This is a genomic window from Seonamhaeicola marinus (assembly GCF_008085455.1).
The window spans coordinates 133895-160000 of record NZ_VSDQ01000729.1 but is presented as its reverse complement, the minus strand read 5'-3'; the positions used below and the strand labels follow the sequence as shown (position 1 = coordinate 160000).

Sequence of the window (26106 nt, the reverse complement as noted above, 5' to 3'; positions counted from 1 at the left end):
ATGACAGTACAAGATTTCATTCCAAAATCATATTCAAAAACAGTTGAACGTGGTAATGTAACTTGGGAATCGCCAAGCAATATAGCACTTGTTAAGTATTGGGGTAAAAAGGAAAACCAAATTCCTGCAAATCCTTCTATAAGTTTTACACTAAGTGGTTGTAAAACAAAAACCACTTTAAGTTATTCAAAAAAAGAAAATACAAGTGATTTTTCTTTTGAGGTCTTTTTAGAAGGTGAACAAAAGGATAGTTTTAAACCAAAGATTGAGACATTTTTTAAACGCATAGAGGTTTATGTGCCTTTTGTTAGAGATTTTCATTTTAAAATAGAAACTGAAAATACATTCCCTCATAGTTCGGGAATAGCATCGTCGGCTTCAGGAATGAGTGCGTTGGCTCTTTGTTTAATGAGTGTTGAAATGGAATTAACCAATGACGGTTATAGCGAAAACGAAGAATCTCAGAAATATTTCACTAATAAAGCATCATTTCTAGCGCGTTTAGGTTCAGGTAGTGCATGTAGAAGTCTGGAAGGTGATTTGGTGGCGTGGGGAACCCACAAGGAAATTACAGGAAGTTCTGATTTATTTGGAGTGAAATACCCGTTTAAAGTTCATGATAACTTTAAAAACTATCAGGATACAATTCTGTTGGTGGACAAAGGTGAAAAACAGGTAAGTAGTACTGTAGGTCATGGATTAATGCATAATCATCCTTTTGCAGAACAACGTTTTGAACAGGCGCATGAAAATTTATCGTCTTTAATTAAAATCTTTAAAGAGGGCGATGTATCAAAATTCATTGAAATAGTAGAAAGTGAAGCGTTAACATTACATGCAATGATGATGACTAGTATGCCTTATTTTATTTTAATGAAACCGAATACTTTGGAAATTATCAATAAAATTTGGGCCTATAGGACTGAGACTAACTCTAAGCTGTGCTTTACACTAGATGCAGGAGCTAACGTGCATCTATTGTATCCTGAAAATGAAAAGATACAAGTGTTAGAATTCATTAAGAATGAATTAGTTGCATATTGTCAAAACGGACATTATATTTGTGATCAAATTGGCTTTGGAGCTAAAAAGTTAGCCTAAAACCTTGTGTTTTGTTTAAAAATATTATATTTTAGTTAAACAAAATTAATTTAGAATCCCAAATCTGAATTAAAGTTATGAAAGGACCACTCTTTTATTCAAAAATATTACTCTTTGGAGAATACGGCATTATTAAAGACTCCAAAGGACTTTCCATTCCTTATAGTTTCTATAATGGCGCATTAAAAACGGATGAAAACCCATCCCAAAGTGCTGTTAAATCAAATGAAAGTTTAAGACGTTTTACAGATTACTTAGCTACGATAGATGCAAACTTGGTGTCGTTCGATATTGCAGCTCTAAAAAAACATGTGGAAAGCGGAATGTATTTCGATTCCTCTATCCCGCAAGGATATGGCGTGGGTAGTAGTGGTGCTTTAGTGGCAGCGATTTATGATAAATATGCTAATGATAAAATAACTGTTTTAGAAAATCTTACTAGAGAAAAACTATTAAAGCTCAAGGCTATTTTTTCTGCAATGGAATCTTTTTTCCATGGTAAATCTTCTGGTTTAGATCCTTTAAACAGTTATTTAAGTATTCCTATTCTTATCAATTCTAAAGATAATATTGAGGCTACTGGGATACCATCTCAGAAAACAGACGGAAAAGGCGCAGTTTTTTTATTAGACAGTGGCATTATAGGAGAAACGGCACCCATGATAAGTATTTTTATGGAAAACATGAAACAAGAAGGTTTCCGTAAAATGATAAAAGATCAATTCATTAAGCATACAGATGCTTGTGTAGAAGACTTCTTAAAAGGAGATGTGAAATCCTTATTCCGTAATACCAAACAGCTTTCTAAAGTAGTTTTAAATCATTTCAAACCTATGATTCCTTCTCAATTTCATGAACTTTGGAAAAAAGGGTTGGAAACTAATGACTATTATCTAAAACTTTGTGGTTCTGGTGGAGGAGGTTATATCCTTGGTTTTACTGAAGATATACAAAAGGCAAAACAAGCCCTTTCAGATTATAAATTAGAAGTAGTTTATAACTTTTAATACCTTTATATCATCCTGAACTTATTTCGGGATCTCGTCACAATTTATTTATGCTTTCAAGAAGACAGAAATATATATTGCTGAAATTTTTTAGCCTGTTTTCTGTGGTAAGAGGTTACAATATTTTAATTATTGTGTTTGCGCAATATTTAACTTCTGTATATATATTGGCTCCAGAGAAACCTTTAAGTGAAGTAGTTTTTGATTTACGTTTATTAATGTTGGTTTTGGCTTCTGCTGCCACTATTGCCGGAGGTTATATTATAAATAACTTTTATGATTCTGAAAAAGACCTCATAAATAGACCTATAAAATCTAAATTAGATAGGTTAGTTAGCCAAAATACGAAATTGTCATTCTATTTTGTTCTGAATTTCTTAGCAGTAATAATGGCTAGTTATGTGTCTTTTAAAGCTGTTTTGTTTTTTTCGGTGTACATATTCGGAATTTGGTTTTACTCACATAAATTAAAGAAATTACCCTTTATTGGTAATGTTACTTCAGCCGTACTTACCATAACGCCCTTTTTCGCCATTTTTATGTACTATAAGAACTTTGATACGGTAATATTTGTGCATGCTACCTATCTGTTTTTAATTATTTCTATGCGCGAACTCACCAAGGATCTAGAAAATATTAAGGGAGACTTAGCTCAGAACTATAAAACCATACCTATTACTTACGGAGAAAGAGCATCTAAGATAATGCTGTCTATAATGTCGGCACTTACTTTAATACCAACGTATTTATTATTATACCATTTTCAGATTGGCCATATGTATTTCTTTTTCTATGCCTGTTTAGGCTTACTAGGTCTTTTCCTTTTTATACTGTGGCAATCGAAAACAAAAATCCACTATCTTATTCTTCATAATATATTGAAATTCATATTACTTGCTGGAGTTTTTAGTATTTTACTAATAGACGTAAGTGTTATTTTAAATAGGATATAATTTATACCTTAACTTTAGAATAGAATATAAATAGCAATCATAAATTAAAGTCTATCTTTGCCAAAAATTAGAAGATATGAACAGGCAACGCGGAGGAAAACCACAGGGTAAACGTTTTAATAAGAGTAACTCTAATACTAATGCTAAACCAAAAGCATCAAAGAAAGGAAGTAATTCTGGTGAAATTCGTTTAAATAAATATATAGCCAATTCTGGTATTTGTTCTCGTAGAGAAGCCGATGTTCATATTGCAACAGGTTTAGTTTCTGTAAATGGAAAAGTAATTACAGAAATGGGGTATAAAGTTAAACCTGATGATGAAGTGCGTTATGACGGTGCTAGAGTAAACCCAGAGAAAAAGGCTTATGTGCTTCTTAACAAACCAAAGGGCTTTGCAACTACTACAAGCGAAGGTAAAGGGCGCACAGTAATGGATCTTGTGGCTAACGCCACACCTTCTAGAATAAAGCCAATTGGAAGGTTAGGTAGAAACTCTAAAGGCTTGTTGCTATTTACTAATGATAAGGAAATAGAGGATAAATTCAAAAACTCTAAAAATGGCGTTCCGCGTTTGTTTCACATTGAATTAGATAAAAACTTAAAACTGGAAGACTTAAAGAAGATTCAAAACGGTTTTAAGATAGAAGGAAGACTAATTACTGTTGAAGAAATAAGCTATATAGATGGCGCAAGTAAGAAGGAAGTAGGACTAAAGATTAAAAATACTGGCAATACCATTATACGCACAATTTTTGAGCATTTCAATTATGACTTATTGAGTATAGACTGTGTTGCCATAGCTCACCTTACCAAAAAAGATATTCCACGCGGGCACTGGAAACACCTTTCAATCCAAGAGCTTCAAACGCTTCAGATGCTTTAAGGTTTCTTTTATTTGTTTTACTATTAATATAATGTTATTGGCTTTTAATTAAAGTTAACAATTACATAATAGTATCGTATAATTTTTTGTATTTCATTTGTAATAATGTTTAACGTAGCATTACTGTAGTTAAAATTTTGAATATTAGATATTTTAATTTTCAGAAATTATTTTTAACTTAACACTAAGTTTTTAGTATTTGTTTTAACCCCAAACCAAAATAAAATGATACGTAAAATTGTAGATTACCAAAAATTGAATCAAGATATCTTGAATCTTCTTGTTGAAAAATTCCCTGACGGTTACGGCGATGACCATATAATTTCTTTTAGAAATGCTAAAAATGAAGTTATAGAAGCTGTTGAAGTAAAAACCCCAGACACTGTATATTTAGTTAAAGTAGGAAAGCGTTTAGTACAAGCAATGCTTGACTTTGGAATAGATGGTGATGCGGACGATGATGCTTCAACACCAGCTCCAGAAGGTGATTTTAACAACTTAGATTAATATTTGATTCCTAACATACATAATGAAAACCGCAACTTTTAAGTCTTACCAAGATGGACTTTTTACATTTTGGTTTGACAATGGAGATGAATTGGCCTTTGAGGAGGTTCACCCTAAAGCACTCTACAAGTATAACCTTAAAGAAGATGACTCTTTTTTAGATCAAACCTTTAAATTAACCTATTCCGAAATAGTAGATGATTTAGACGCTGTAACTTACAGGATAGATTCGCTTACGCTGGTTTAGTTTTCTTTTTGAAGACTTCATAGAAGAAAACGCCATATACTACTAGGTATTCTAGCGCAATTACCAATAGATTTTCGGACTTATTGGCATTTCCTATTTGCATATATGCTAGATAGCTTAAAATAATAGTAAAGCTCCAAACTAAAGGGAATTTATAGTTGGTAAAAATTGAAAGAATTAATAAAGTGGCAACATACCAAGGGTGTACCGTTGTAGATGTAAAATAGTAAAAACTTAACACCAGCAACATGGCAGTAATAAGTTGTTTTGAAGTGTTGTTTTTCCTAAAAAAGGTTATTAATAGAACAAATAGTATTACAATTAAAGGTGTTACTTTTCCAATAATAGCAATTTCATTATAGCCCCTAAAGGTATAGCCAATGGCTCTTGCTATGTAATATAAACTCGCATTAAATTCAAAGTTTTGAAACCATAATCCAACCGTTTCAGCATAGTTAGATATGAATTGGGTTGAAAAAAATGGGGCAAAAAGTAGAATAGTTATTACTCCTACAATGGCATAAAACCCAATTAACTTTGTTATTCCCGATACGTAAGGAATCCAATTATTGTCATTGTGAGGAACTCTTGAAGAGGCAATCTCTACATCTGACATAGATGGCTTCGCTGCCTTCGCAATGACGTTTCTTTTTACAAACCACTTAAAAAACAAAGGCAAAAAAATAAGTGGTACCAATTTCGTTGAAACAGACAACGCCAAAACAACAGCGCTCCATTGCCATTTGCCTTTTTGCAGCAAATACAAACTCCATACTAAAAAGAAAATCATGACCCCTTCAAAATGAAGATTGCCTGTTAGCTCTATAATTATAAATGGATTCAATAAATACCAAAAGATATTATGGCTTGGTAGGTTTAAATTTTGTAATAGTCTTTTACCAAAGAAAAGCGTTCCAAAATCCGCAGCTATAATAATTAATCGCAGTCCAATAACTGAGCTTAAAATACCTGCTCCTGGAAACAAATTCGCTAATACAAAACATAGTTGATTAATTGGAGGGTAGTTGGTGAAATGACCAGCATTTAATTCCCCCATACCATTATATAATTCTTGTCCGTTAGCGACTGGCAAATTGCCATCATCTATAAAGCTTTGTACAGTATATAGATACGGGTTTAGACCTTCTAAAATCATGCTCCCATCCCAAATAAAGCGATAAAAATCTTGAGATAAATTAGGGATGGCTAGTATGAAAACTGTTCTAAAGATAAACCCAATTGCGGTTAATAATTTTAGGTTATTCTTGTATTTTTTTATCAGCCAATAAAATAAGCCGAAAAGAATAGTATAGAGTAAAACAAGTTTTAGATATTCAGTACGTTCAAGTTGGTATGCAAAGACTCCGTATAGTAAACAGCTAAAAAGGGTTAATAGTGCTGCTGTTTTGTTTAACTTTAGTAAAGAAAGGTTTAATTGCATAAAGTAAATATAGCATTTTGTGGAAATCTATACTGCGAAATTCGAAAACTTAAATTACCTTTTAACAGTAGGTGTTTTAGCTTAAAACTTACTTTAAATTGTGAGAAAAAATATCTAATTTTAGAGGGTAATCTTTAGTCTTATTTTAATCCTTAAATTTCATGAAAGCTTCCTTTAAAGTGATTGTTGTTTTGCTGTTTTCGTTAGTTGGTCTTCAATTATGCGCTCAAGATGGTTCAAATGTGTATGGGAAGATAATTGACTCAAAAACAGGGAAGGAAATAGCTTTTGCCACTGTACTAATGAAAGACTCTAAACGGGGTGTTATTGCAGATGAGAATGGAGGTTTTGTAATTCCTGCTTCGGCATTAAGTACCTATGAAGGGTTAGAAATAACCTGTATCGGTTATAAAACAGGGTATGTGAATATGTTAACTTTAAAGAAAAATGAGGTTAATATTATTAAGTTAGAAGTAGCTATTTCCGCTTTAGATGAAGTCGTTGTAAAGGCAGAAAAGAAAAGATTATCAGCAAAACAAATTGTAAAGAGAGCCATAAAAGAAATCCCGAAGAACTATTCCGATACAGCCTATAGCTATGTTGCCTATTATCGAGATTACCAAAAAGATAATGCCGATTATGTGAATTTAAACGAAGCCATAGTTCAAATTCATGATGAAGGTTTTGGAACAGGAGATAGAACAACTACCAAAATTAGTTTACATGATTATAGAACTAATAACGATTTTAAAAGAACTCCAGAATTATTAGTTGATTACGATAACAGGTCCAAGAAGTTTATTCCACAAGCAAGAATAGACCCTAGCGGAGGAAATGAACTTACTATTTTAATGGCACACGATGCTATTAGAAATTATGACTTTCCTTCTTATTCTTTTATGTATATAATGAAGAAGCATTTTGTAAAACACCATAATTTTAATCTAACTAAAATCACGCAAATAAATAATGAGAATCTATATGTTATAGATTTTAAACTTAAACCGGTTATTAGCAGTTATTATCTAGTTACGGGGCAGTTGTTTATTAATAGAAATACATTTGCGATTCATAAACTGGAATACACCCTTTACGAGAAGAAAAAGAAATCTAAAGAGCAGATATTTAATGTTAAAGTAGAGTATGCTGAACAATTTGGGCATATGTATCTCAACTACATCTCATTTAATAATACGTTTAAGGCGCCAGATCCTAAGGATTTCTCAATAGTAGAAGCTACCTATAATCCTTACAAAGAATCCATGAGTATTACATTTAATCACCCTTATAAAGATGATAACATACATAAAAGATCTAACTATAATATTTTTATAGATGGCCAAAAGGTACCAGTGAAAAAGGTGTTGACTGATGCTTTAAACAACAAAAAGTTAAAACTTTTGTTAGATTTTAATGGAGAACAACCCCCAATTATAACCGATGATAGTGTAGAAAGAGTAAGCGTAAATATATCTAATATAACTAATGAAGAAGGACGTGTTCTAGGGGCGTTGTCTTATCTGAAATACAAACAGTATAGAGAATTGTTTGTGCAAGAGTTGCTTTCCGAAAACAATAGCAATACACTGTTTATTGATAAGTTTAAGTCTTTAAAAGATGGAAACATAACCCAATCCTTAGAAAAAGACAGGTATTGGATGAATACACCTTTGAATACTTCTAATTAAAGCATATACAGCCTCTTAAATAAAGAAGCTGTATACGTGTTAATCTACTAAACAAAGACTTTAGTTAACGTTCCAAACACCAGTTGCAGCAGTTTCGGTAACATAATCAGAGAAGTCTTTGGCTTTTCTCTTAAGTACCTTTTCTACATCATGGCTAACCACACTATTGTTAGGGTTGGTTAGAACATTAGAAAATAGATAGTCTATAAGCCATACATAGTCTGCAGGAACATCATTGTCTTTTAAAAAACCAATGTATTGTTCTAAATTTATAGGATTAAATTGAATGTCTCTATTTGTAACTTTTGCAATTTCTGAGATCACTTCTTCGAATGTTAAAAGTCTTGGTCCTGTAATTTCATAAATCTTACCATTATGTTCGTCATGCAATAAGGCTTCTGTAACTACATCTGCAATATCAGAGGTGTCAACATAAGGTACTTTTGCCTCAGGACAAGGTAGATTAACTTGCCCGCTTAAGATTGGGTCTAAAAAGAAGCTTTCACTAAAATTTTGGTTAAACCAGCTCGCTCTAACTATAGTGTAATCTATGCCTGAGTTCATAACAACCTGTTCACAGGCTTCGGCTTCGGTTTCTCCTTTACCAGATAGAATGACCAGCTTTTTAACACCTTTTTCTTTAGCTAATTTAGATAGGTTTTCTATGGCTTGTAAAGCTCCTGGTACGGCCAAATCTGGTTGAAAAGTTATGTATACTTTATCTATGTTTTCTAAAGCTTCTGACCAAGTATTGGAGTCTTGCCAATCAAATTTAGGAGAGGCATTTCTTGATCCTACTTTAACGTTTAAACCTAATTCTTTTAGGTTGTTTACTACTTTACGTCCTGTTTTACCAGTACCTCCAATGATTAAATAATTGTGTGTTGTCATAATTGTTTTCTTAATAATTTATTAAATGTGTTTACTGTATAATACAATGCTTATTAAAAGCAATATGAAAGAGAGGCAAGAACTAATGGTTCTCGCTAAATGGAAGCTATTCCATTTGTTTTCAAATGAAGTCCTAAGTGCTCTTACGTTTTCTAAAGACATAGAGTCAAGGTTGACTTTGTCTATCATTTCGTTTAAAGGAATGTTCCCTAAAACAGTTACCGAAACAAGACCTAATATGTAGAGTATTGCGGCAATAATAATTAACCAAGTAATGGAATTAGGGTCATTTTTGAATAGAAATATATTAGCCATGTGTAAAACGAATGGCCCCATAAAAACTATTATAAAAGTTGGGTTAATGATGACTCTATTCATTTGTTGAAAAGCCTTGAGGTATTCCAAGTCGTTCAAGTTGCCTATACCTGGTGTTACAGCATTAGCCCACGTAAAACATAGGCCAGCAGTTAGCCCTGTTAAAAAGGTACAGACAATAAGAATGAGTAAATTAATTGATATTTGCATGGTGAATTTTTTTTAGATTTCCCGTAAGTATAGAAACTGTTAAAAACTCAAGAGCAATTAGCCAAAAGGAAGCATTTAGAAAAAAATCTGAATAGCCTAACCCCAAGGGTTGCATCAAGTATGGAACGGTTATCAAGGCATCTAAGCAAGCAAGTGTTAGAAACATGATTATGGCTACTTTGTAAGATGAAAAATCAGTAGGATTTTTATAATACAGCTTAGTAGCAAAAATTGCCAATGGAATTAAGACAAGGGCTAATACTATATTAGCTTGTAAGTCTAAATTATTCAATACAGGAAGATAATAGGAAAGGGAGAAGGCTGTTACTCCGAAAATCCAAACTCCTGCAGCAATTATAATAGCTCTGATTGTTTTCATATGTCATTATTTAATGATTAATATGATGCAAATCTAGAGCCTAATGAAAGGGTTCATTAATTCGAAAAGGAGAATGATTTGTTCTAAAAGGAGTGGTTATTTTATTTGGCTTGGCCTATACCCAAATTTCTTGGCAAAAGCATTAGAAAAAGAACTTAAGCTATCATAGCCCACATGCCATGCGGCCTCTTGTACTGTGGCATTTTCATTACGGATTAAGTTATTAGCTACTTCTAATCTTTGATTTTGAAGGTATTTAAAAACGGGTACGCCAAATAAATTTTTAAAGTCTTTTTTAAGCGTATAACTATTTAACCCAATTAATCTTGATAGTTCCGATAAGGAAGGAGGGTTGTCTATGTTTTTAAGAAGAATGTCCTTGGCAAGGTGTAATTTGTTCTGTTCGGGTTCTTTTAGTTTCTCAGTTGTGGAGGAGGCTAAATATCCAAAGAAATGAGATAATAATACAGTCATTTGGCTCCTAAAGAACATCATTTTAGTTTTGCCATGATATTTGTTTTTAAAGACCTGTTCTACTATTGTATTCATTTCGGGAGACATAAAAAACCTAGGGCCTTCTACATAAGAATCTCGAGGGTTTACTAATTCATTTAAAAGATTTGAAAATATTTCACCCTCTTCATTTGGGAGTTTGTCTAGGTTTCTAAGTGCTGTAACAATAACTATACACTGTAAAGGTTTGTCTGCAGAAACTTTATGAACAAATTTTACCTGTTCATCGGCATAAAAAGATAAGGCTAAACCTTTTGTGTGAGTATAAGGTATTTGATTTTCTGGGTATTCAACAGAAACTTCAACATTGCCAGCACCATAAAAAGCAACGCCAATAGATGGCTCTTCAAAAGAACAGGCATCAATTAAAGGTGCTATTGCGGTTGATTCTTCAACCAAAATGGTAAAGTCGTTTATGTCTATATAATCCCTTGTCAAAACTAGTAAAACATTAGACTATAAATTTACAAATTCCTTTCGTTACCACAGGTATAAAAAAGAGCACTCTAAAAGTGCTCTTTATACGGACGTCTGTAGTTTAATTGTAAATTGGTGACTAACTCAAATAATTAAATAATTGTGGACTGTCCTAAATGTATGTTTGTAAAGTTTAGATTGGTCTCATCAGGATTATGAATAAAATCCTCAATAAAATCTCCAACTTTAGTGGTGCTAATATTGTCGTATTTAGTATTTAAATCTGGTGTTGTAATATGAAGCTTTAATGATTTGTCTACACCTTCTCGTACAAGAGATGCTTCGTCATATAACCCAAAATGATCTAATAACATAGCAGCAGATAAAATAGAGGCAATTGGATTTGCAATACCTTTATTGGTAGCTTTCGTATAGGCGCCATGAATAGGTTCAAACATAGCTTTAGTATCTCCAATAGAAGCAGAAGCTAATAAACCAATAGAACCAACAATAACACTTGCTTCTTCAGATAGAATATCTCCAAACATGTTCTCAGTTAATATAACATCGAATTGTCTCGGATTGATAATAAGTTCCATAGCGGCATTATCAATATATCTGCATTCTAAAGAAACATCTGGGTATTCTTCAGCAATTTCCGTAACGACCTTGCGCCATAGTCTAGAACTTGCTAAAACATTGGCTTTGTCAACTAAAGTTAATTTCTTTTTTCTGCCCTGGGCTGCTTTAAATGCTTGATGCGTGATTTTTTCAATTTCACTTCTTCTATACGTACAAACATCCGAAGCTTCTTCATCGCTAAAATGTTTCTCGCCAAAATAAATACCACTGGTTAATTCTCTATAAATAAGAATATCAGTGCCTTTTATCTGTTTAATTTTTAGAGAAGATTTATTAAGTAAATCTTCATAAGCAATTACAGGTCTTATATTGGTATGTAAACCAAAGGTCTTCCTTAGGCCTAATAGTCCTTGTTCTGGTCTTATTTCCGTTGTAGGGTCATCATATTTTGGGTTACCAATAGCACCAAATAAAATAGCATCTGCGTTTTCGCAAATGCTAACAGTTTCTTCAGGTAGAGGTAGTCCGGTTTTTTCAATAGCCGCAGCACCAACCAAAGCGGTGTTAAAAGTAAAGACATGATTAAATTCCATGGCAATAGCTTTCAAAACCTTTATGGCTTGAGCAGTAACTTCTGGTCCTATACCATCACCCGGTAAAACAGCTATATTTAACTTCATCCCTCTAAATATAATGAATTAAGCCGAATTAATTTCGTTGTAAATAGATGAAGATTCAACTATTTGATGAATATCATTATCATCAATTTCCTTTTTCTTATCAGCAAATTCTAAGAACTTGGTATACACTTCATCTAATTGAAGTTTAGTTAATTCATACCCTACAATTTTTGCTCTGTAAGCTAATGCAGCTCTACCGCTTCTTGCAGTTAAAACAATGGCAGACTCAGTAACACCAACATCTTTCGGGTCTATTATCTCGTATGTTTCACGATTTTTAATTACACCATCTTGGTGAATTCCCGAACTATGAGCAAAAGCATTAGCGCCTACGATAGCCTTATTAGGTTGCGTGTATATACCCATGCTATCTGATACTAATTGACTAATACCATAAAGCATTTTAGAATTTATACCAGTGTCTAAATTTAAGTACGGATGTTGTCTTAAAACCATTACTACTTCTTCTAAAGCAGTGTTTCCAGCCCGTTCCCCAATACCGTTAATGGTACATTCTATCTGGCGTGCTCCATTAATTACACCTTCTATAGAGTTAGCTGTAGCTAAACCTAAATCATTATGGCAATGACAAGACAAAATGGCTTTGTCAATTCCTTTTACGTTTTCTTTTAAGTATTTAATTTTAGCACCATATTCATGTGGCAAACAATATCCTGTAGTATCAGGAATATTTAATACTGTTGCACCAGCTTTAATTACGGCCTCACAAACACGAGCTAAATACTCGTTATCGGTTCTACCAGCATCTTCAGCATAAAACTCAACATCCTCCACAAAAGATTTTGCATAACTTACTGCCTTCACAGCACGTTCAATAATATCTTCTTGAGTAGATTTAAATTTGAACTTAATGTGAGATTCAGATGTTCCGATTCCTGTATGAATTCTTGGCGTTTTAGCATATTGCAATGCCTCAGCCGCTACTTTTATATCGTTTTCAACCGAACGCGTTAAACCACATACAGTTGCATTTTTTACTATTTTCGAAATGGCTTCAACCGATTTAAAGTCCCCAGGACTGGAAACAGGAAACCCAGCTTCAATTATATCCACGCCTAATTGATCCAGCTGTTCTGCAATAACTAATTTTTGTTCAGTATTTAATTTGCATCCTGGAACTTGCTCACCATCCCTTAGCGTAGTGTCAAAAATTTGTACCTTATTATCAGACATTTATTCAAATATATTTTCTTATTCTTTTACGAATGTATATTTTGGTTTCGTAAAACTAACTACTTCAATTACTTTTTTTACGATGTTTAACTACAGTTGATTGTGGTTAATTATCTGTATTTCAGTATTTTGAATTTGTTTTTGTAACTATGACAAGAGAGCAAAAAGATAATTTGTTTGTTTTGGTAAAGTCATTGTCTAAGTCAGAAAAAAGACAATTTAAACTTTACGTAGGTCGATTAGGTGTTAACGAAGATTCAAAATTTTTAACCTTATTTAATATTCTCGATAAACTACCTAAGTACGACGAGGCTACCATTTTAAAAAAGGGAATTGTAAAGAAGCAACAACTCTCAAATCTAAAGGCGCATTTGTATAAACAAATACTTATTAGTCTTAGGTTAAATCCGTCTCACCAAGATATTAGAATTCAAATTAGGGAACAGTTAGATTTTGCTACAATTCTATATCATAAAGGCTTGTATAAACAGAGCTTAAAAATTTTAGATAAAGCAAAGAATTTGGCCATTGCAAATGAGGAAAAAAACATTGCTTACGAAATTGTTGAGCTTGAAAAAATAATAGAATCACAATACATTACACGCAGCTTAAGTAATAGAGCAGATGAGCTAACAGTACAGGCAAAAGAGTTAAGTCAGCAAAACGTTGTTGCCAGTAAGTTGTCTAATTTGTCACTTCAGCTTTATGGTCTCTTTTTAAAAACAGGTTATGTAAAGAACGATCATGAGCATCAAATAATTACAAAGTATTATCAGGATAGGTTACCAGATTATGATATTAATAAGCTAGGTTTTAGAGAAAAGCTTTGGCTGTATAAGGCTAAATTATGGTATAGTTTTTTAACAGTAGATTTTTTGTCTTGTTATAAATTTGCTTCGAAGTGGGTGGATTTATTTTACGACAACAAAGATATGATTGTTTTAAACCCTGTGTTTTTTTTAAGAGGAAATCATTATTTACTTGAAGCCCTCTTTTATTTAAGACAGTATGATAAATTCAAAGAAACTTTATCTAAGTTAGAGGTCATTACCCAAGAAAAGTGGTTTCCGCTTGATGACAATATTGAAGGTTTAGCTTTCCTTTACATTTATACTAACAAGTTTAACTTACACTTTATAGAAGGTAGTTTTAATGAAGGTTTGCCGCTCATTGATGAGGTTTTAGAACAATTAAAAAACTATGATAATAGAATTGATGAGCATCACGTAATGGTATTCTATTACAAAATTGCTAGCATGTATTTTGGAGCTGGCGATAATCGTGGTTGTATTCAATTTTTAGAGAAAATTATAAGTAATAAATCTTTACAAATGCGAGAAGATTTATTGTGTTTCTCTAGAATTTTGAATTTGGTAGCGCACTATGAAGCTGGTTTAGATTACAACCTAGATACGCTTATTAAAAGTACCTATAAGTTCTTGATTAAAATGGAGGATTTGTATGAAGTTCAGAAGGAATTTATTAAGTTCTTACGTGGTTTAGGTGATATATATCCGCACGAGGTAAAAAGAGAATTTACCAAACTTCATCAAAAATTAAAGGAGTTTGAAGATGATCCTTATCAAAGCAGAGCTTTCCTGTATTTAGACATCATTTCTTGGTTAGAATCTAAGATTGAAAACAGACCAATTGGAGATATTATTAGGGATAAATTTCAAAAGAATCTGACCTAAACTTTAATTTTTTTCGTTAAAAATTTGGATTTTACACTTTTCTGTTGGAATATTTGCAGAGCAAAAGTTCAATACACATATTGAAATGTTATCAAGAAAGGTGGAGGGATTAGACCCGGTGAAGCCTTAGCAACCCTTTAAACTTATTAAAGAAGGTGCTAAATTCTACTTAAACAATCGATTCATTTATCGGGCGTTTGGATAGATAACGTAACAAATTACATTCCGTAATTTTGATTTCTTTTTAGCATTTTTCTATATATACGTATGTTAGTAATAACACATTTTTGGCTTTTGGTTTAGTTTATTAACTCAAAGAAAAAATTAGAAAAATGAGCGATCAAAAATTAGCAACAAACGCATTACATGCAGGGCATGACGTAACAGCAACAGGAGGAACAAGAGCGGTTCCAATTTATCAAACAACATCTTATGTGTTCAATGATTCTGAACATGCTGCCAATTTATTCTCTTTGCAAGAGTTAGGATTTATTTACACAAGATTAAATAACCCAACTAATCAAATTTTGCAAGAGCGATTGGCTGCCGTTGAGGGAGGTATTGGAGCAGTGGTTTTTGCTTCGGGTACTGCAGCAATCTCAACTGGATTGCTAACACTTTTAAAAGCTGGAGACCATATTGTGGCATCTAGTAGTTTATATGGTGGTACCTATAACTTACTTAATGTAACATTACCAAGATTAGGAATTACTACTACCTTTGTAGATGCTTCTAATCCTGAAAACTTTACCAATGCCGTTCAAGATAATACTAGGGCATTCTTTGTGGAGTCTTTAGGGAATCCAAAATTGGATGTATTAGACTTAGAAGCCATTGCAGAAGCGTCTAAAAAAGCAGAAGTGCCTTTTATAGTTGATAATACAGTAGCCACACCTGCATTATTAAACCCCATTAAACATGGAGCTAACATTGTTATTCATTCATTAACAAAATATATTGGCGGACAAGGAACTTCTCTTGGAGGAGCAATTATTGATGCAGGAACATTTGATTGGGCTAATGGAAAATTCCCTGAATTTACAGAACCTTCTGCTGGTTATCACGGATTAAAGTATCATGAAACTTTAGGCGCAGCTTCCTATACTTTCAAATTAATTCTAGAGGGCTTACGTGATTTTGGTGGGGCTATAAGTCCTACGAATGCCTTTAACATTTTGCAAGGTTTAGAAACCTTACCTGTTAGAATTAAACAACATAGTGAAAATGCCTTAGAATTGGCAAAATGGTTAGAAGCACAACCAGAAGTGGCTTGGGTTAACTATCCAGGTTTAGAAAGTAGTAAATACAATGCTTTAGCCAAAAAATATTTGCCAAAAGGACAAAGTGGAATTGTAACTTTTGGTGCTAAGGCTGGTTTTGAAGCAGCTAAAACTATTGCAGATGAGACCACAATATTCTCATTATTAGCGAATATTGGCGATACAAAATCATTAATTATTCACCCATCAAGTACAACACATCAACAGCTAGATGAAGCTCAACAAGCATCTGCGGGTGTAACTCCAGATTTAATTAGATTATCTGTAGGTATAGAAGATGTTGAAGACCTAAAAGCAGATTTAAAACAGGCATTTGCTAAGATAAAATAAATAAAATACAAGAGTAGAATTCCCCTCCTTTGGAGGGGTTAGGGGAGACCTCAATATGGAACAGAATTTACAACATATAACAATCAATAATTACACTACAGAAAGCGGTGTAACAAATCCTGAAATACAATTAAGCTATCAGGTGTTTGGGCAAGCTTTAGGTACAGCACCAATAGTGCTTGTTAATCACGCATTAACAGGAAATAGTAATGTAGCAGGAAAAAATGGCTGGTGGCAAGATTTAATAGGTGATAACAAAGTTATAGATACCAAGTTGTATTCTGTTCTAGCATTTAATATTCCTGGAAACGGATTTGATGGTTTTGTTATAGATAACTATAAAGATTTTGTTGCTCGTGATGTGGCAAAACTATTTTTAGAAGGTCTTAAGATATTAGAAACGGGTAAAGTCTTTGCATGTATTGGAGGTTCTTTAGGAGGAGGAATTGCTTGGGAAATGGCAGTGTTGCAACCAGATTTTGCAGAAAACTTGGTGGTAGTGGCTACAGATTGGAAATCTACAGATTGGTTAATTGCCAACTGCCAAATACAAGAGCAATTTTTAATAAATTCTAAAAATCCAGTGCACGATGCTAGAATGCATGCCATGCTATGTTATAGAACACCTGAGTCTTTTAAGGAGCGTTTTCAACGTACAAAAAATGAAGATTTAGAAATCTTTAATGTGGAAAGTTGGTTATTGCATCATGGAAAGAAACTTCAGGAACGTTTTCAATTGTCGGCTTATAAACTCATGAATCAACTGCTAAAGACTATAGATGTTACTAAAGGCAGAGAAGAAGATTTTAATGTGCTTGATAATATTAAAGCGAATATTCATATAGTTGGAGTAGATTCAGATTTGTTTTTTACTGCGGAAGAAAACAGAGAAACGCATAAACAGTTGGCGTTAACGCATCCAAATGTAACGTATAGTGAAATTCACTCAGTGCATGGTCATGACGCGTTTTTAATGGAATACGAACAACTGGAAAAAATTATTGAAGGCATTTTTGTGCCAAATTCTAAAAGGAGAAGAATGAAAATATTGAAATTTGGAGGTAAATCTTTAGCTAACGGAAAAGGCTTAGAAACAGTACTTTCAATTATAGAGAATAAGATAAATGATGGCGAACGTATTTCGGTGGTGGTTTCTGCAAGGGGGGCTGCAACAGACGAGCTGGAGCATCTTTTAGATAAGGCTATCAAAGGTGAGGATTATAAAGAGGAATTAGAAGCTTTTAAAAGTTATCAATCTGAACCTTCAAAAACAATAGATTTTTCTAAAGAGTTTTCAACTCTAGATAAACTATTTGAGGGTGTAAGTTTGCTAAGGGATTTTAGTAAAAAGACGAAGGATACTATTTTGGCTCAAGGTGAATTACTTTCGGTTAAGCTTATTACTAACTTGTTAAATGAACGTGGCATTGAAGCGAAAGCCACTGATTCAAGGGAGTTAATAAAAACCGATGAATCTTTTGGTAATGCGCAACCATTATCCAAACTTTCTAAGGAAAATATTAAGGAGTACTTCAATTCTAATAAAAATGTGGTTAATGTTGTTACTGGTTTTATTGCTTCTAATTTAAAGAACGAAACCACTACCTTAGGAAGAAACGGTAGCAACTATACAGCAGCACTTTTAGCCAATTACTTGGATGCTGAAGAGTTGCAAAACTATACGCATGTAAGCGGTATTTATACAGCGGATCCCAACTTGGTTCCAGATGCCAAACAAATTAGAGAATTGTCTTTTAGTGAAGCTAATGAGTTGGCAAATTTTGGTACCTCAGTTTTACATGCCAAAACGATTATTCCGTTAGTTGAAAAGAATATCAACTTGAGAATTCTAAATACGTTTAATTCCGATGATGAAGGTACTTTAATTACGGCTAAGCCAAGTGTTAAAGAAGTTACATCTTTATCTGTACTAGATAATGTGGCGCTTTTAAATTTAGAAGGTCGCGGACTATTAGGTAAAATAGGTGTAGATGCAAGGATTTTTGGAGCATTAAGTAGTTATGGCATTAGTGTTAGTATTGTGTCTCAAGGCTCTTCTGAAAGAGGAATTGGATTAATTATAGATGCAGATCAAGCTACTCAAGCTGTTATTGCACTAGAGCGTGAGTTTGAAACAGATTTCTATTCTCAAGACGTAAATAAAATTGATGTAGATGACGATGTAGCAGTAATTTCTATTGTAGGTATAGAGCTGAGCTCATTTCACAAACCGTTTAACGCGTTAATAAGAAATCAAATTACACCATTATTGTTCAATAATACAGTTACTGGTAAGAATGTGAGTTTAGTGGTTAAAAAACCACAACTGCATAAAGCGTTGAATGTAATTCATGGTGAAGTCTTCGGAATTTCTAAAAAGATAAACATCGCTATTTTTGGTCACGGAGGTGTTGGCGGTGCCCTAATAAATCAAATTTTAAAGTCTAAAGATGAGATTGAAAGGCGTAAGGGAATTAATTTAAATGTTTTCGCTATCGCTAATTCTACTAAATTAATACTTGATAAAAATGGGGCTAATACCAATTGGGAGAATGCCATTGCTTCAAGTAATTTAGAAAGCTCAATTAATGATATCATTACATATGCCAAGAACCATCATTTAGAAAACTTAATTGCTGTAGATAATACCGCAAGCTCAGAGTTTTATAAAAATTATATTCCTTTGGTTGAAGCCGGATTTGATTTAGTATCCTCTAACAAAATAGCCAATACCATTTCACATTCGTTTTATAAAGAATTAAGAGAACAACTAGAGTTAAATAACAAAGAATATTTATATGAAACAACCGTTGGTGCAGGTCTACCGTTAATTGATACGATTAAATTATTGCACGAATCGGGTGAAAATATTACAAGAATTAGAGGTGTGTTTTCAGGGACGTTAAGTTATTTGTTCAATAATTTTTCTGTAGAAGACAAACCGTTTAGTGAAATCATTCAGGAAACAATAGATAAAGGTTTTACTGAACCAGACCCACGTGAAGATTTTTCAGGTAATGATGTTGCTAGAAAGTTGTTAATTTTAGCTAGAGAGTTGGATTTGCAAAATGAATTTGAAGATGTAGAAGTGCTGAATTTAATTCCAGAAGCTTACAGAGATATTTCGGTGCAAGAGTTCTTAAGTCAGTTAGAGGTTTTAGATGAGCAATATCAACAAATAAAGGACAATCAGGAAGAAGGTCATGTACTAAGATATGTAGGTGATTTATCGGGAGATTTATCTCAAGATAAAGGGAATTTAGAAGTAAAGTTAGTGTCAATACCAGAAGATAGTACCTTAGGTCATGTAAAAGGTAGTGATGCTATTTTTGAAATATTTACCGAAAGTTACGGCGAACAACCCATAGTCATTCAAGGCGCAGGGGCGGGTGCTGAGGTTACAGCTAGAGGTGTGTTTGGAGATATTTTGAGGTTGTCTAAACATGTTAATTAATAAAAAAATAAATGCTATCCTGAACTTGTTTTAGGATCTCGAAACATAGAAGGTCTAAATTTAGACCAGATTCAAGAAAAAAGAAGATGAGCAAAGAAAATAAACATTTTGAAACAGAAGCAATACGTACACAATCCGAAACTACACAGTTTTCGGAGCATTCTGTGCCATTATACTTAACCTCAGGTTTTGTGTTTGATGACGCTGAAGAAATGCGCGCATCTTTTGCTGAAGAAAAGGAACGCGATTTATACAGCCGTTACAGTAATCCAAATACCAATGAGTTTATTGAAAAGGTATGCAAAATGGAAGGTGCTGAAGCAGGGTTTGCCTTTGCGAGTGGTATGGCAGCTGTATTTTCAACCTTCGCTACATTATTAGATTCTGGAGATCATGTGGTGTCATGCAGTTCTGTATTTGGAGCGACTCACGGTTTATTTACCAAGTACTTGCCAAAATGGAATATTTCGAGTTCGTATTTCAATATTAATGAGCCAGAAACTATAGAGGCCTTAATTCAATCAAATACAAAGTTTATTTATGCTGAAACACCAACAAATCCAGGTGTCGATGTGCTAGATTTAGACTTTTTAAGCGCGCTCTGTAAAAAGCATAATTTATTATTGGTAATAGATAATTGCTTTGCTACACCCTATTTACAAAACCCAATTAAGCATGGCGCCGATTTGGTAATCCATTCGGCTACTAAGTTAATGGATGGGCAAGGGCGCGTACTAGGAGGAATTACTGTTGGTAAAAAAGAACTAATAAGAGAGATTTACTTATTCTCAAGATTAACAGGACCATCAATGAGTCCGTTTAACGCTTGGGTATTGTCAAAATCTCTAGAAACGCTAGCGGTAAGAGCAGAGAGGCATTGTGAAAACGCCCTAAAATTGGCAACTTACTTAGAAGAGCACCCTAAAGTAAAGTGGGTGAAATATCCGTTTTTAAAATCGCATCCAAAGTATGAAGTGGCTAAGAAGCAGATGAGACTAGGTGGTAATATTGTGGCTTTTGAAGTTGAAGGAGGTATTGAAGGCGGTCGTAATTTCTTTGATAACATAAAAATGTGTTCATTGTCTGCTAATTTAGGAGATACAAGAACTATTGTAACACATCCGGCAAGTACAACTCACGCCAAAGTAGAACCAGAGGTAAAAGCAGCGGTGGGGATTACAGATGGCATGGTACGTTGCTCTTTAGGTTTGGAACATATAGATGATATTATAGCCGATTTTGAACAAGCATTAAAATAATACAATGAGACTTTTTACAGTAGACTCGTTTACAGATACACCTTTTAAAGGGAACCCAGCAGCAGTTTGTGTGTTAGATAATCCGCTTTCTGTTAAAGAATATATTGATATAGCTCAGGAAATGAATCTTTCTGAAACAGCCTTTGTGTATTTAGAAAATGGCGCATATCAACTAAGATGGTTTACCCCAGAAGTTGAGATAGACCTTTGTGGTCATGCAACATTGGCCACTGCTAAAATTTTATTTGAAAAATATGAAGTTAAAAAAGAGCTTTTAGAATTCAACACAAAGAGCGGGGTTTTAACAGTACGTAAAGTAGGTGATTTACTAGAGATGAATTTTCCAATTGGGAAAATGACACTCGTAAGTGCTAAAGATGGTTTAATTGAAGAGGTGCTGGGGCAAGCACCAATTGCTATTTCCGAACACAAGGATTGGTATTTATTGGAGTTTGAAACTGAAGAACAAGTGCGCAATCTAAAACCTAATTTTAGTAAGTTATTAGAACATGATAAAGTTAAGTTTATTGTTACATCAAAATCGACCGATAATAATTACGATTTCGTATCGCGTTTTTTTGCACCAGCAGCAGGAATTAATGAAGATCCGGTAACAGGCTCTGCACACTGTTATTTAGCTGATTATTGGAGCTATAAATTGGAAAAGAATAAAGTGATTGGTTACCAAGCTTCAAAAAGAGGAGGGATTGTAGAATGTAAGGTTATTGAAAATGATAGAGTGCTTTTAAGAGGGGATTGTGTTGTAATGAGTGAGGTTTTAATTGAATGGGTAACGCATTAACTTAATGAAATTCTTCTTAATGGTAATTTTTTTGAAGTAATACCGACTGTTATGAGCAAAAAAGATTATGAGAAGAGAAATCATAAAGGGCATATGCGCTTTATTAATAACTCTTTTTACTTTTCAGGTATTTGCTCAAACCAATTCGTTTAGTGTTGAGAGTTTAAACTTTGAGGGTTTAAAGAAAACTAAATCACATTTTTTATCAAGAATAGCTAAAGTTAAACCTGGTCTGGAGACAGATAGCTTAACTATTATAACCGATATAGAACGTTTTAAACGGCTAGATGGAATTGCCTATGCTGATTATAAGGTAGAGCCCAATGGAACCTCAGGTTATAACGTAACTTACATAATAGAAGAAAATTTTAGTATTATTCCCGGGCTTAGAATAGGACAAGCTAGTGACGATAGTTTTTCATATCGATTTTCGGCATTTGAATTTAATGGCTTGGGTAGAAACATCATTTTTGGAGGATTTTATAAAAAAGAAGTATTCAATGGCTTTGGTGTTTTTCTGGAACACCCTTACCTGTTAACAAATAAATTAGGTTTAGGAGTAAATTATATTGATGATAGTTCGCAACAACCTATTTTTTTTAACCCTGATGACGTTGAAAATTCTAATGACTTTATCTACACTACAAAAGGGCCAGAAGTTACACTATTTTATGAGCTAAACTTTCATAACCGATTTGAACTTGGGGTAAAAGCCTCTAAAGAAGAGTATATGTTCATAAATACGAATAATGAAGATATAGTTAATATTCCTGAACCATCAATTTCTAGAACGGCATATAGAGGCTCTTATGAATACGTAGATTTAGATATTGAGTATCAGAATGTATCTGGCTTTAGAAACCTTTTTGAAGCAAGCATTTTTACAAATAGTAATGATTTATTACAAACAGATTATATGCTCAATAATACAACCCAATATTTTAAACGAATTGGAGATAAGGGTAATTTGGCAACGCAATTACAGTTGCAGATAAGTAATCCGATTAATAAGAGTGTTTTTGCTCCCTTAACAATAGATAATCAATTAAACATAAGGGGTGCTGGTAATATAATTGATAGAGGTGTTGCAATAGCTGCAATCAATTCGGAATACAGATACACTTTAATAGAGAAGAAGTGGTTTGTGTTGCAAAGCAATAGTTTTGTAGACGTTAGTGGTGTGCAAAGACCTAATGCTGATCTAAAAGAACTATTCTCGTCAGATACCACAAGAGTGCAAACAGGTTTAGGCTTACGTTTTATTCATAAATATATTTTCAATGCTGTATTGCGTTTTGATTATGGTGTTAACATAACAGGAAACGGAGGTAACGGTGTTGTGTTTGGTATTGGTCAGTTTTTTTAGAGGATTTATCAGGTACTTTTATGTTCTAATTCCGTGTTGGAAGAAGAATATGGTTTAATTAAAATTGAATTTTTTTTATTCTTGTTAAGAAAAATATAAGAAGTTTTAATTGCTATGTTTCACAAATTCAACTAGTTTTAGATGGTTTTTATTCATCTAGAATGTGCTTTAAAAAAAATGTAAGTTTTTATCTTTTTTTTCTGTGTTGTGTCGTTTTTACATTTTCGCAAACCAATGGAAATAATCAAACAGACTTAATTGCCAATCGTATTAATGAGCTTTCTAAAAGAAAAGCAGAAGACTTAATTTATATTCAGACCAATAAGGACATATATATGTCTCAAGAAGACTTATGGTTTAAAGGTTATGTTTTAGATGCTCAATTTCATGTGCCTTCTTTGAGAAGTAACTTATTTTATCTTCAGCTACTAAATGATAAAACAGAAGAGGTGGTATGGGAAGAGAAGTATGAAATCGAACACGGTTTTGTTGATGGTCATGTATATCTTGATGAAAAGTTAGAAAGTGGCAACTACACCTTAGTTGCATATACTTCGTACTCTTTTTTTAAGAACACAGAGGAATTCTGTGCGCAAAAGAAAATAAAAATATTTTCGGTCAATAAAGAAGAACTCGTAAAAGATGAGTCTAAGGAAGTTAATAGCTCAAAGATTAAGTTTTCCGTATTTCCAGAAGGTGGTCATCTAGTTGCAGGTTTTGAAAATAAGTTAGCATTTAAAGCAACCGATCTAATGGGGTACCCAGAAAATGTTACTGGGTATGTATACGAAAATGACAGTATAATCAACACATTCAATACGTCTCATTTGGGTATGGGAACTTTTAAGTGTTTTCTAAAAACTGAAAACAAGTACCAAATAAAAGTTAACGATACATGGTATGAATTTCCCGAGGTTTTAAAAGAAGGCAAGCTATTGCATCTTATATCACAGACTCCAAAATATGCTAATTTTAAGATAGCAAGAACTACAGAGCAAATAGGGGAGAAAGTTTTTGTAAGACTTCATGTTAGAGGAGTAACCTATAAAATCTTAATTAAGACTCTTGAAAGTAAAGAGAGCTTAATTAAAATTCCTTTAACAGATGTACCCAATGGTGTTGCGGAGGTAACTTTGTTCAATAGTAGTTTAAAACCTATTGCGGAGCGACTAATTTACATAGGTCTAGATAAGAATTTGAAAATTGAGACCAACTTAAGCAAAGAACGTTATAAGACTAGAGAAAAGGTTGTGTTAAAACTAAGCATAAAGGATGCCAACGATCAACCTGTTGTGACTCACTTGGGGTTAAGTGTTTATGATAAGTTTTATAGAAATAAAGTGGAATCAAAAAACATTCTCACACATTATTATCTGAGCTCTCAGTTAAAGGGAAACATTTATAACCCAGAGTATTATTTCGATAAAAATAATAAGACAAGGAAGAGAGATTTAGATTTGTTATTGCTTACAAATGGTTGGAGGAGTTACCAGTGGTCCGAGTCGAATTTAGAGAAGCTCCAACCTAAAACTAATGCTATTATAGAAGATCCATTAATTGGGAAATTTAAAGTCCTCTATAAAGAAAAAGAACCTAAACCATATTTTGTTGTGGTTTCTTCTGGAAATCAAACTAATAATACTAATTTCATACAGGTTAATGAAGATAAAAGTTTTAAAGTTAGTAGTAGATTTTTAAAAATAGGGCAACGGGGTTATGTTTACTTGAAACCTTTTGGTGAAGGCGATACAAAAGATTATAGAATACTAGTATCTGAAGTGGATTCGGATACTATTACAAAGTATAAAAAACAAAAGCAGTTGGTCTACTCTTTTAAAAGTGCTCCAAAGTCATTATTTAAAGAAGTTACTCCGTTTCAATATTATGATGGTACGCAAAATTTGGAAGAAGTTTATATAAAGAAGAGAAAAACTCCCATATTTCGAGATAAGTTATTAGGGCAACTAGATAGTCTGCAAAAACTAGAACCCAATATTGAAACATGTGTCTGTCATAATGGAATTGTTAATTGTAAAAACCACTGTCCCTCTTTCGGTTTTGTAAGCAATAATGTTTTTGATGGTCATAAAAAACAATTAACGCAAGAGGAACTTTTAGAGCTATATAACTTAACTGCAATAAAAAGTTTTTATGGAAAGCGACAGTTTTTTAATATGACTTATGATGAGGTAACTGTAAATGATCCATTCCCAGATAAAAGAAATACATTGTTGTGGGCGCCAAACCTTGTAACAGATCAAAACGGAGAAGTAATTGTAGAGTTTTATTGTTCCGATACCAATTCTGAGTTTCTTGGTGTTATAGAAGCAGTTGGAGCTGATGGGGGGCTAGGTCATGAAGCTTTTAGGATAAGAGTTAATAAGCATAATTAAAATTGTTTGTTAAAATAATTATATTAGCACCATGCTATCTAAAAAAACTAAATACGGATTAAAGGCACTAACTTATATTGCCAGAACCGAAGATGATGCTCCTGTAAGGGTTGGGGAAATTTCTGAAAGTGAAAATATACCTCAAAAGTTTTTAGAAAGTATATTACTTACCCTCAGAAAAGCAGGCTTGCTTGCTTCAAAAAAAGGAAAACATGGCGGGTATTATTTAAGGAAAAACCCATCTGAAATTTTAATGACGGACGTCATGCGTGTTTTAGAAGGACCAATAGCAATGGTGCCTTGTGTTAGTCTTAATTTTTATGAGAAGTGCGATGATTGCCCCGATGAACACCAATGTAGTGTGCATAAACTTATGGTAGAAGTAAGAGATAGTACCTTAAGTGTGTTTAGAAACAGAACATTAGCAGATTTATCGGGTATATAATATTGCAAGATTCCTAAAATTTCCAAAATTCATTGTTTTTTTTGATTGAATACTACGGAAAATGTTTCATTATTC

22 protein-coding genes and 1 riboswitch are annotated in these 26106 nt (G+C 33.2%); of the genes, 15 read left to right on the top strand and 7 right to left on the bottom strand.

The window, feature by feature from the left end:
- From FUA24_RS21685 to FUA24_RS21660, 6 genes are all read left to right on the top strand, one after another.
- Complete coding sequence (locus FUA24_RS21685; protein WP_148545176.1) at nucleotides 1–1101, top strand: diphosphomevalonate/mevalonate 3,5-bisphosphate decarboxylase family protein; 1101 nt, start codon at nucleotides 1–3, stop codon at nucleotides 1099–1101.
- A 77-nt stretch (nucleotides 1102–1178) separates the two neighbouring features.
- Nucleotides 1179–2108, top strand: a complete 930-nt coding sequence (locus FUA24_RS21680; protein WP_148545175.1) for a mevalonate kinase family protein — start codon at nucleotides 1179–1181, stop codon at nucleotides 2106–2108.
- A 50-nt stretch (nucleotides 2109–2158) separates the two neighbouring features.
- Complete coding sequence (locus tag FUA24_RS21675; RefSeq protein WP_148545174.1) at nucleotides 2159–3061, top strand: geranylgeranylglycerol-phosphate geranylgeranyltransferase; 903 nt, start codon at nucleotides 2159–2161, stop codon at nucleotides 3059–3061.
- Between the two features lie 76 nt (nucleotides 3062–3137).
- Nucleotides 3138–3944 (top strand): pseudouridine synthase, encoded by an 807-nt coding sequence (locus FUA24_RS21670; protein ID WP_148545173.1) that lies wholly within the window; start codon nucleotides 3138–3140, stop codon nucleotides 3942–3944.
- 225 nt (nucleotides 3945–4169) lie between these two features.
- A complete protein-coding gene (locus tag FUA24_RS21665) occupies nucleotides 4170–4451 on the top strand; it encodes a hypothetical protein (protein WP_187388361.1) in 282 nt (93 codons plus the stop codon).
- A gap of 22 nt (nucleotides 4452–4473) precedes the next feature.
- On the top strand, nucleotides 4474–4698 hold the full coding sequence (locus FUA24_RS21660) for a hypothetical protein (RefSeq protein ID WP_148545172.1): 225 nt from the start codon (nucleotides 4474–4476) through the stop codon (nucleotides 4696–4698).
- Here FUA24_RS21660 and FUA24_RS21655 read toward each other — a convergent pair.
- Entirely contained in the window at nucleotides 4685–6139 is a 1455-nt protein-coding gene (locus tag FUA24_RS21655; protein ID WP_148545171.1) for a mannosyltransferase, read from the bottom strand. The genes FUA24_RS21660 and FUA24_RS21655 overlap by 14 nt on opposite strands.
- A 161-nt stretch (nucleotides 6140–6300) precedes the next feature.
- Between FUA24_RS21655 and FUA24_RS21650 the strand changes: the two genes are divergently transcribed.
- Nucleotides 6301–7827 carry a carboxypeptidase-like regulatory domain-containing protein gene (locus FUA24_RS21650; protein WP_148545170.1) on the top strand — a complete coding sequence of 509 codons (1527 nt, stop codon included), beginning with the start codon at nucleotides 6301–6303 and terminating at the stop codon, nucleotides 7825–7827.
- A gap of 60 nt (nucleotides 7828–7887) precedes the next feature.
- On the opposite strand, the gene FUA24_RS21645 is transcribed toward FUA24_RS21650, so the two are convergent.
- The 6 genes from FUA24_RS21645 to FUA24_RS21620 all read right to left on the bottom strand — a co-directional run bounded on the left by FUA24_RS21645 (nucleotide 7888) and on the right by FUA24_RS21620 (nucleotide 13008).
- Entirely contained in the window at nucleotides 7888–8718 is an 831-nt protein-coding gene (locus FUA24_RS21645) for an NmrA family NAD(P)-binding protein (protein ID WP_148545169.1), read from the bottom strand.
- A 21-nt stretch (nucleotides 8719–8739) separates the two neighbouring features.
- Complete coding sequence (locus tag FUA24_RS21640; RefSeq protein ID WP_148545168.1) at nucleotides 8740–9243, bottom strand: anthrone oxygenase family protein; 504 nt, start codon at nucleotides 9241–9243, stop codon at nucleotides 8740–8742.
- Entirely contained in the window at nucleotides 9227–9622 is a 396-nt protein-coding gene (locus tag FUA24_RS21635) for a DUF5367 family protein (protein WP_148545167.1), read from the bottom strand. Before FUA24_RS21635 ends, FUA24_RS21640 begins: the two co-directional genes overlap by 17 nt.
- Before the next feature lie 96 nt (nucleotides 9623–9718).
- Nucleotides 9719–10573 carry a helix-turn-helix domain-containing protein gene (locus FUA24_RS21630; protein WP_148545166.1) on the bottom strand — a complete coding sequence of 285 codons (855 nt, stop codon included), beginning with the start codon at nucleotides 10571–10573 and terminating at the stop codon, nucleotides 9719–9721.
- A gap of 131 nt (nucleotides 10574–10704) precedes the next feature.
- The gene (gene leuB / locus FUA24_RS21625; RefSeq protein WP_148545165.1) at nucleotides 10705–11814 is read right to left on the bottom strand and encodes a 3-isopropylmalate dehydrogenase; all 1110 of its coding nucleotides are present in this window, start codon (nucleotides 11812–11814) and stop codon (nucleotides 10705–10707) included.
- A gap of 18 nt (nucleotides 11815–11832) precedes the next feature.
- Nucleotides 11833–13008 carry a 2-isopropylmalate synthase gene (locus FUA24_RS21620; protein ID WP_148545164.1) on the bottom strand — a complete coding sequence of 392 codons (1176 nt, stop codon included), beginning with the start codon at nucleotides 13006–13008 and terminating at the stop codon, nucleotides 11833–11835.
- Nucleotides 13009–13157: 149 nt separating this feature from the next.
- On the opposite strand from FUA24_RS21620, the gene FUA24_RS21615 reads away from it, so the two are divergent.
- The 8 genes from FUA24_RS21615 (at nucleotide 13158) to FUA24_RS21580 (ending at nucleotide 26031) form a co-directional block, all read left to right on the top strand.
- The gene (locus tag FUA24_RS21615) at nucleotides 13158–14702 is read left to right on the top strand and encodes a hypothetical protein (protein ID WP_148545163.1); all 1545 of its coding nucleotides are present in this window, start codon (nucleotides 13158–13160) and stop codon (nucleotides 14700–14702) included.
- Between the two features lie 85 nt (nucleotides 14703–14787).
- Nucleotides 14788–14914: riboswitch (SAM riboswitch) on the top strand.
- 120 nt (nucleotides 14915–15034) lie between these two features.
- Nucleotides 15035–16312, top strand: coding sequence for an O-acetylhomoserine aminocarboxypropyltransferase/cysteine synthase family protein (locus FUA24_RS21610; RefSeq protein ID WP_148545162.1), 1278 nt, complete (start codon nucleotides 15035–15037; stop codon nucleotides 16310–16312).
- A gap of 55 nt (nucleotides 16313–16367) precedes the next feature.
- On the top strand, nucleotides 16368–19766 hold the full coding sequence (gene thrA / locus FUA24_RS21605; RefSeq protein WP_148545161.1) for a bifunctional aspartate kinase/homoserine dehydrogenase I: 3399 nt from the start codon (nucleotides 16368–16370) through the stop codon (nucleotides 19764–19766).
- Between the two features lie 86 nt (nucleotides 19767–19852).
- Complete coding sequence (locus tag FUA24_RS21600) at nucleotides 19853–21025, top strand: trans-sulfuration enzyme family protein (RefSeq protein WP_148545160.1); 1173 nt, start codon at nucleotides 19853–19855, stop codon at nucleotides 21023–21025.
- A 4-nt stretch (nucleotides 21026–21029) separates the two neighbouring features.
- Nucleotides 21030–21827 carry a PhzF family phenazine biosynthesis protein gene (locus FUA24_RS21595; RefSeq protein WP_148545159.1) on the top strand — a complete coding sequence of 266 codons (798 nt, stop codon included), beginning with the start codon at nucleotides 21030–21032 and terminating at the stop codon, nucleotides 21825–21827.
- A 67-nt stretch (nucleotides 21828–21894) separates the two neighbouring features.
- The gene (locus FUA24_RS21590) at nucleotides 21895–23193 is read left to right on the top strand and encodes a BamA/TamA family outer membrane protein (RefSeq protein WP_148545158.1); all 1299 of its coding nucleotides are present in this window, start codon (nucleotides 21895–21897) and stop codon (nucleotides 23191–23193) included.
- Nucleotides 23194–23354: 161 nt separating this feature from the next.
- The gene (locus FUA24_RS21585) at nucleotides 23355–25586 is read left to right on the top strand and encodes a hypothetical protein (RefSeq protein WP_148545157.1); all 2232 of its coding nucleotides are present in this window, start codon (nucleotides 23355–23357) and stop codon (nucleotides 25584–25586) included.
- Between the two features lie 31 nt (nucleotides 25587–25617).
- A complete protein-coding gene (locus tag FUA24_RS21580; protein ID WP_148545156.1) occupies nucleotides 25618–26031 on the top strand; it encodes an RrF2 family transcriptional regulator in 414 nt (137 codons plus the stop codon).
- Nucleotides 26032–26106: the final 75 nt, after the last annotated feature.